This window comes from uncultured Traorella sp., assembly GCF_944327115.1.
In the GTDB taxonomy this organism is placed as follows: domain Bacteria; phylum Bacillota_I; class Bacilli_A; order Erysipelotrichales; family Erysipelotrichaceae; genus Traorella.
In genome coordinates this window covers 21,773-28,029 of record NZ_CALVGS010000018.1, presented here as the reverse complement: position 1 = coordinate 28,029, position 6,257 = coordinate 21,773, and the positions used below count along the sequence as shown (strand labels likewise).

The following is a 6,257-nucleotide window of genomic DNA, read 5'->3' as shown; positions in this document are numbered from 1 at the left end:
AGCAAGGAATCAGAGGAAAATCATTTTCTTGGTGATTCATGCATAAAAGGCATGATTCATTATAGATTATAAGTAATTTACATATTAAGAATTCGATTCTATAATCTTATATGTAAAGGAGGTCTTTATACATATTTAATGCTTATCATTTAATGCTTTTTGATTTGCATCGGGTAAATCAAGAAAAATGCATTAAATGACTGCCACTCTTGACACGATTGATAACAGCTGTCAGTCAATGTGCCAGAGCTTCAGGTTTGTTTAGAGATGGACGTTATGGTCCTTGTTGGAATTTAGTAAAAAAAGGAGAGAATGTATGAAGAAGAATATTGGATCAGTGTTAGCTTTATATCCTACACCTTTAGTAGTTGTAGGAGCTATGGTAGAAGGTAAGCCGAACTGGGTATTGGTAGGTCATGTAGGCATCATCGGTCATGACCGCATCATGATAAGTCTGGCTCAGCCGCATTATACGAATAAGGGCATCAAAGAAACAAAGGCGCTCTCAGTCAATATCATAGATGAAGATCTTTTGCCGCAAGCCGATCATGTTGGCTGTGTCAGCGGTCATACTGAGGATAAGTCAGGCTTGTTTGAATATGAAGTCATGGAATCGGGAGCACCGCTCATGAAGAAATCTTTGCTTGTCATGGATTGTGTCGTAGATGATATTTATGAAACAAAAGGATTTGAAAGCTTTATTTGTAAGATCAAAGCTACATATGCAGATGAATCTGTCTTAAATGAAAATGATAAGATCGATTATCGAAAATTAAAGCCTGTTTTATTTGAAATGCCTACCTATGAATATTTAAAAACAGGAGATGTCTTAGGAAAATGTATGACATTTCATAAATAAAAGGTGAAGGATGAAAAAACATCAGATAAAACTTGCAATCGATATCCTTATGACGATATGCCTCTTGTTTTTGATGGGTTATCAGTTCTGGAAAGAAGCAGCTCATGAGTGGGTTGGATTTTTCTTGTTTTTCTTATTTGTGATGCATCATATCTTGAATGTGCATTGGTATAAAAGTCTTATTCATGGCAGATATACATGGATACGCGTCATTTTGTGCGTGATCGACATATTGTTGGTAGCCGATATGATCGGGCTTGTGACAAGCAGTATCCTGTTATCTGAGCATGTATTATTTTTCTTGAAGTTTCAAGGTTTGATATCCTTCGCCAGAGTCTTGCATATGGCCACTGCTTACTGGAGCTATGTGCTTATGGCCTTACATATAGGCTTGCATTGGCGGATGGTTCTTGGACTTGCACATAAGCATCTTCACTTTGCTCATCATCTCAAATCATGCTTGTTGTTTTTGATTGCCATGGTGATCGCCTGTATAGGGCTTATGCAGTTTATCCAACGGGATTTTATGACGTATATGTTTGTTCGCACAGAATTTGTATTTTTAGATTTCAGTGAATCAGTCATTCAGTTTTATCTTGATTATCTGGCTTTGATGGGTTTCTTTATATTTATCGCATATTATCTTTCAAAAGTGTTGCGTTTTTTTTCAAGAGGGAGATAATATAGGAAAGAATCTGGCTGTGATGCCAAAAGCCTTGGATTGATGGATATTAGGAAAAAGATCATGGAGGAGGAATTATGGAATATCGGAAATTAGGTAATTCAGATTTAAAGGTGTCAGCGGTTTGTATGGGATGTATGGGATTTGGTGATCCTCATAAAGGCCAGCATTCCTGGACGCTTGATGAGAAGCAGAGCCGAGAGATCATTCATCGCGGACTTGAATTGGGCGTAAATTTTTTTGATACGGCAATTGCTTATCAAAGCGGAACCAGCGAACAGTATCTGGGACGTGCCTTGCGTGATTTTGCGAAAAGAGATGAGGTCGTGGTTGCCACTAAATTTCTGCCGCGTACTGCGGAGGAGATCGAGAGGGGAATCAGTGCCCAGCAGCATATCGAAAGAATGTTGAATAAGAGCTTGGAAAATTTAGGTATGGATCATGTGGACCTTTATATTTATCATATGTGGGATTATCAAAGCCCGCTCTATGATATCATGGAAGGCTTGAATAATATGGTGAAATCCGGTAAGACGAGATATATCGGTATTTCCAATTGTTTTGCTTTTCAGCTGGCACAGGCGAATGCGCTGGCTGAAAAATATGGTTTTGCGAAATTTGTGTCGGTACAGGGGCATTATAATCTGATCTTCAGGGAAGAAGAAAGAGAGATGGCCAAGCTGTGTGCACAGGACAATATCGCTATGACGCCATATAGTGCCTTAGCCGGTGGAAGATTATCCAAACGTCCGAATGAAACGAGCAAGAGATTGGTCGAAGATAGTTATGCAAAGCTGAAATATGATGCGACGGCAGCACAGGACCATGTCATCATTGGAAGAGTCATGGAACTGGCTGATAAGCATGGTGTCAGCATGACGGAGATATCATTGGCTTGGCTGTTAGCTAAGGTAACCGCACCGATCGTCGGTACGACGAAGGTCAGTCATATCGAACAGGCTGTCAGGGCAGTTGATTTGAAACTGAGCGAAGAAGAAATGACGTATCTGGAGGAGTGTTATGTGCCGCATGCCTTAGTTGGTGTCATGGCCCAGAATACGCAATCAGCGGCAAATGAAAAACATGTCTGGTCAACGGGTGACCAGACAATCTAGGAGGTTCTGTATGAGCATTATCATGAATTTATTTTATAAAGGTGAAAACAAAAATGCAGTAAAGTTTGCTGAGGAAATGGAAAGCAGCGGGATTGCGGATCGTATCCGTCATGTCGAAGGAAATGAAGGCTATGATTATTTTTATTCGATGAAAGATCCTGAAACTGTTTTGCTGATCGATGCATGGAAAGATCAGGCAGCACTTGATCGTCATCATGCATCAGAGCTGATGAATGAGATCATGAAGCTGAGGGAAAAGTATGATCTGCACATGGAAGCAAAACGCTATATACCGGATGATCAGGGAATTACGGGAGCAGATAAAAAATTTGTCAGGTAAGCTTCGCTTGATTTGTTATGATTGAGGCTGGTCTTCAAACATATCGTAGACTTTTTCTAAAAATTTTTCACCGGCTTTTGATAGCTTTTGATATTTTTTCCAAATAAGATATATTTTTATTTGCAGAGGAGGGGCCAGCGGAATGAAGCAGAGCTTTGAGTGCTTGGATACATTGATGATCTTGTCGAGTGCCAGTGCGCATCCCAATCCTTCCTCTACCATGATAGAAGCATTATATAATAAATTATAAGTAGCGACGATATTGATCTCATCGCTGCTTTTTTTTAGCCATGTCGTAAATAGGTCGCCATCATGGATATTTCTATTTACGATGAGCGGCAGCTGTTCGAGATCCTGAGGTGTAATTTCTTTTTTATCTGCCAGAGGATGATCTTTTCTCATCAGAATGCCATAGGTATCATGATAAGGAATTTCGATATATTCATATTTTGAATTGTCAACCTGGCTGAGTATAAAGCCAAAATCATAAAGTCCGCGATCCAGTCGTTCGATCACATCTGTCGTATCGCCGCTGGCAATATGACAGCAGATCTTAGGATAATCGCCATGTAAATGATAAAGGGCCTTGGCAATCAGACGGATCGCTTCTGTTTCACCGGCACCGATATAGATATCTCCGGCAACGATCTCATCTGTAAGTGAGATCTCATCTTCTGTCCTCTTAACCAGGTCTAAAATCTCCTGTGCCCGTTTCCGCAGGATCATGCCCTCTTCAGTAAGACTTATCTTACGGTTGCCGCGGATAAATAACACTTTCCCCAGACTTTCCTCCAGCTCTTTCATCTGTCGTGAAAGGGTTGGCTGGGACAGATGAAGAAATTCTGCAGCCGCAGAAATGTTCTGTTCACGTGCGATCGCTAAAAAATATTCTAAGACTCGTAGTTCCATGATCATCCCTCCTGATGAGTATTATAATTCATTTTGCTATTCATATCAAGAATAGTAAAGTATTAAATATAAGTATTGGTTATTTGAATGACATGGTGATAGAATATATCTGCAAAGGAAAGATGTGATCATGAAAAAGAAACTAACAGAAGATACGATTAAACAAAATCTAAAAGATGCCGGCTGTGACTGTGATACGATTGACTGTATCATCGAATGCTGTGAGAAAGGAGATATAAAAAAAAGAAAGAAGGTAATTTCCCAGCATCGTAAAAAACTGTTGGAGCAGGTACATGAAGGACAACGTCAGATCGATTGTTTGGATTATTTTTCGTACCAGATCGAAGATGATGAAAAAGGAAAAAAATGAATGGAGGGAAAAGATGATTAATTTTGATGAAGTGACAGATCGAAGAGGAACGAATTCTTCAAAGTGGGACGTATTGGAAAATGAGCTTCCTTTATCGACAGCAGACATGGATTTTAAGGCTGCACCGGAAATTATCGAAGCCTTGTCAAAACGAGTCAAACATGGTATTTTCGGTTACAGTGATGTATCGGAAGAATGGCAGAGAAGCCTCATTTCATGGTGGAAGCGGCGACATCATTTTGAAATAAAAAAGGAATGGCTCATGTTCTGTACAGGGGTGATACCGGCAATTTCCAGCAGTGTCCGTAAGATTACGACGCCTGCCGAAAAGATTGTCGTTTTGACACCGGTCTATAATATCTTTTTCAATTCTATTTTAAATAATGGAAGGGTTGCCTTGGAATGTCCGTTAATTGAAAAGGATGGCGATTATGAGATTGATTTTGAAGATTTAGAAAAGAAGCTTGCCGATCCTCAGACGACGATGATGATTCTGTGCAATCCTCATAACCCGATCGGAAAGATCTGGTCAAGGGAAGAATTGCGACGTATCGGAGAGCTTTGTGAAAGATATCATGTGGTTGTCTTATCCGATGAGATTCATTGCGATCTGACAGATCCGCATGAAGAATATATACCGTATGGTACGGTATCTGAAAGCTGTCTTCAGAACAGCATCATATGTGTTGCTCCTTCAAAGACGTTTAATCTTGCCGGATTGCAGAGTGCGGCGATCATCGTTGCGAATGAGGGGCTTCGGAATCGTATCAATCGGGCCATTAATACGGATGAGGTGGCTGAGCCGAATGCCTTTGCGATGGATGCAACGGTTGCTGCCTTTGATCGTTCGGAATATTGGCTGGATGAATTAAGAGCTTATATCTTTGAAAATAAACAGCGGGTGCGTGAATATATCCGGCGTGAAATCAAAGGATTGAAGGTATTGGATTCAAAAGCGACATATCTTTTATGGATCGATTGCCGTGAATTGGACATCGATTCAGATACGCTTGCGAAATATCTAAGAGAGAAAACAGGTTTGATCTTGTCTTCGGGAAAGATCTATCGGGGCGACGGCTTTCATTATTTAAGGATGAATACAGCTTATCCGAGAAGTATGATCGATGATGCTTTGAAAAGATTGAAAACAGGTATTGAAATGTTGGAAAAAGAAACGGAGGAAATAAAATGAAGAAATTATTAAAAATGGGAATGAGCCTTGCTTTGGCTTGTACGGTGTTAAGCGCTTGTTCAAATGAAAATGAATCTGAGGATCAGCTGAGCCAGATATTGGAAAAAGGTGTCATGGTCGTTGGAACAGAGGGAACCTATTCACCAAACAGCTATCATGACGAAGATGGCAATTTAGTTGGTTTTGATGTGGAGGTTGCAAGAACGATCGGTGAACATTTAGGTGTTGATGTTGAATTCTTTGAAGCAGAATGGGATTCTTTGTTTGCGGCCATGGATTCGGGAAGAGTGGATACGGTCATCAACGAAGTAGAATATTCTGAGGAGCGTGCCGAAAAGTATGATTTTTCTGAACCTTATACATATGTTCGTGGTGCTTTACTGGTTCCTGAAAGCAATACAGATGTTACTTCTTTTGAGGATATTGCCGGTAAACGTGCTGCCCAGAATTTGACAAGCAGCTGGGGACGTATGGCTGAGGAATACGGTGCAGAGCTGGTAAGCGTCGATACGGTAAATCAGGTCATGGATCTGTTAAGAACAGGACGTGCTGATGTTACGTTGAATGCGGAAACGGCTTTTGGTGATTATATGCGTAACCATCCGGATGAACCTGTAAAGATCGTTGCCTATACTGATTCTACTTCATCTTCACTGGTTCCGGTGAGAAAGGGTGAAACAAGCTTTTTAGAGGCAATCAACAAGGCTTTGGATGAGATGCGTGCTTCAGGTGAATTACGTGCGATTTCAGAGAAATATTTTGGTATGGATGTAACTGAGCAGGAGTAAAT

At 40.4% G+C, this 6,257-nt stretch carries 8 protein-coding genes; 7 read left to right on the top strand and 1 reads right to left on the bottom strand.

The window, feature by feature from the left end:
- Window positions 1–316 precede the first annotated feature (316 nt).
- From Q0K35_RS01630 to Q0K35_RS01615, 4 genes are all read left to right on the top strand, one after another.
- The gene (locus Q0K35_RS01630) at window positions 317–859 is read left to right on the top strand and encodes a flavin reductase family protein (RefSeq protein WP_294560933.1); all 543 of its coding nucleotides are present in this window, start codon (window positions 317–319) and stop codon (window positions 857–859) included.
- A gap of 10 nt (window positions 860–869) precedes the next feature.
- Entirely contained in the window at window positions 870–1,541 is a 672-nt protein-coding gene (locus Q0K35_RS01625; RefSeq protein WP_294560932.1) for a DUF4405 domain-containing protein, read from the top strand.
- A gap of 77 nt (window positions 1,542–1,618) precedes the next feature.
- Window positions 1,619–2,656 carry an aldo/keto reductase gene (locus Q0K35_RS01620; RefSeq protein WP_294560931.1) on the top strand — a complete coding sequence of 346 codons (1,038 nt, stop codon included), beginning with the start codon at window positions 1,619–1,621 and terminating at the stop codon, window positions 2,654–2,656.
- A 10-nt stretch (window positions 2,657–2,666) separates the two neighbouring features.
- On the top strand, window positions 2,667–2,996 hold the full coding sequence (locus tag Q0K35_RS01615) for an antibiotic biosynthesis monooxygenase (protein ID WP_294560930.1): 330 nt from the start codon (window positions 2,667–2,669) through the stop codon (window positions 2,994–2,996).
- A 15-nt stretch (window positions 2,997–3,011) separates the two neighbouring features.
- Here Q0K35_RS01615 and Q0K35_RS01610 read toward each other — a convergent pair whose 3' ends face one another.
- Complete coding sequence (locus Q0K35_RS01610; protein WP_294560929.1) at window positions 3,012–3,905, bottom strand: LysR family transcriptional regulator; 894 nt, start codon at window positions 3,903–3,905, stop codon at window positions 3,012–3,014.
- Between the two features lie 130 nt (window positions 3,906–4,035).
- On the opposite strand from Q0K35_RS01610, the gene Q0K35_RS01605 reads away from it, so the two are divergent.
- From Q0K35_RS01605 to Q0K35_RS01595, 3 genes are read left to right on the top strand one after another with little or no spacing between them, the layout of a single operon-like run.
- On the top strand, window positions 4,036–4,275 hold the full coding sequence (locus Q0K35_RS01605; protein ID WP_294560928.1) for a hypothetical protein: 240 nt from the start codon (window positions 4,036–4,038) through the stop codon (window positions 4,273–4,275).
- Between the two features lie 13 nt (window positions 4,276–4,288).
- Entirely contained in the window at window positions 4,289–5,467 is a 1,179-nt protein-coding gene (locus Q0K35_RS01600; protein ID WP_294560927.1) for a MalY/PatB family protein, read from the top strand.
- Window positions 5,464–6,255 carry a transporter substrate-binding domain-containing protein gene (locus tag Q0K35_RS01595; RefSeq protein ID WP_294560926.1) on the top strand — a complete coding sequence of 264 codons (792 nt, stop codon included), beginning with the start codon at window positions 5,464–5,466 and terminating at the stop codon, window positions 6,253–6,255. Before Q0K35_RS01600 ends, Q0K35_RS01595 begins: the two co-directional genes overlap by 4 nt.
- The last annotated feature ends 2 nt before the right edge of the window (window positions 6,256–6,257 follow it).

Bases quoted from the DNA above. Each gene is read 5' to 3' on its own strand.
- Q0K35_RS01600 (WP_294560927.1), top strand. From the start codon at position 4,289: ATGATTAATTTTGATGAAGTGACAGATCGAAGAGGAACGAATTCTTCA.
- Q0K35_RS01595 (WP_294560926.1), top strand. From the start codon at position 5,464: ATGAAGAAATTATTAAAAATGGGAATGAGCCTTGCTTTGGCTTGTACG.
- Q0K35_RS01625 (WP_294560932.1), top strand. From the start codon at position 870: ATGAAAAAACATCAGATAAAACTTGCAATCGATATCCTTATGACGATA.
- Q0K35_RS01605 (WP_294560928.1), top strand. From the start codon at position 4,036: ATGAAAAAGAAACTAACAGAAGATACGATTAAACAAAATCTAAAAGAT.
- Q0K35_RS01610 (WP_294560929.1), bottom strand. From the start codon at position 3,905: ATGGAACTACGAGTCTTAGAATATTTTTTAGCGATCGCACGTGAACAG.
- Q0K35_RS01630 (WP_294560933.1), top strand. From the start codon at position 317: ATGAAGAAGAATATTGGATCAGTGTTAGCTTTATATCCTACACCTTTA.
- Q0K35_RS01620 (WP_294560931.1), top strand. From the start codon at position 1,619: ATGGAATATCGGAAATTAGGTAATTCAGATTTAAAGGTGTCAGCGGTT.
- Q0K35_RS01615 (WP_294560930.1), top strand. From the start codon at position 2,667: ATGAGCATTATCATGAATTTATTTTATAAAGGTGAAAACAAAAATGCA.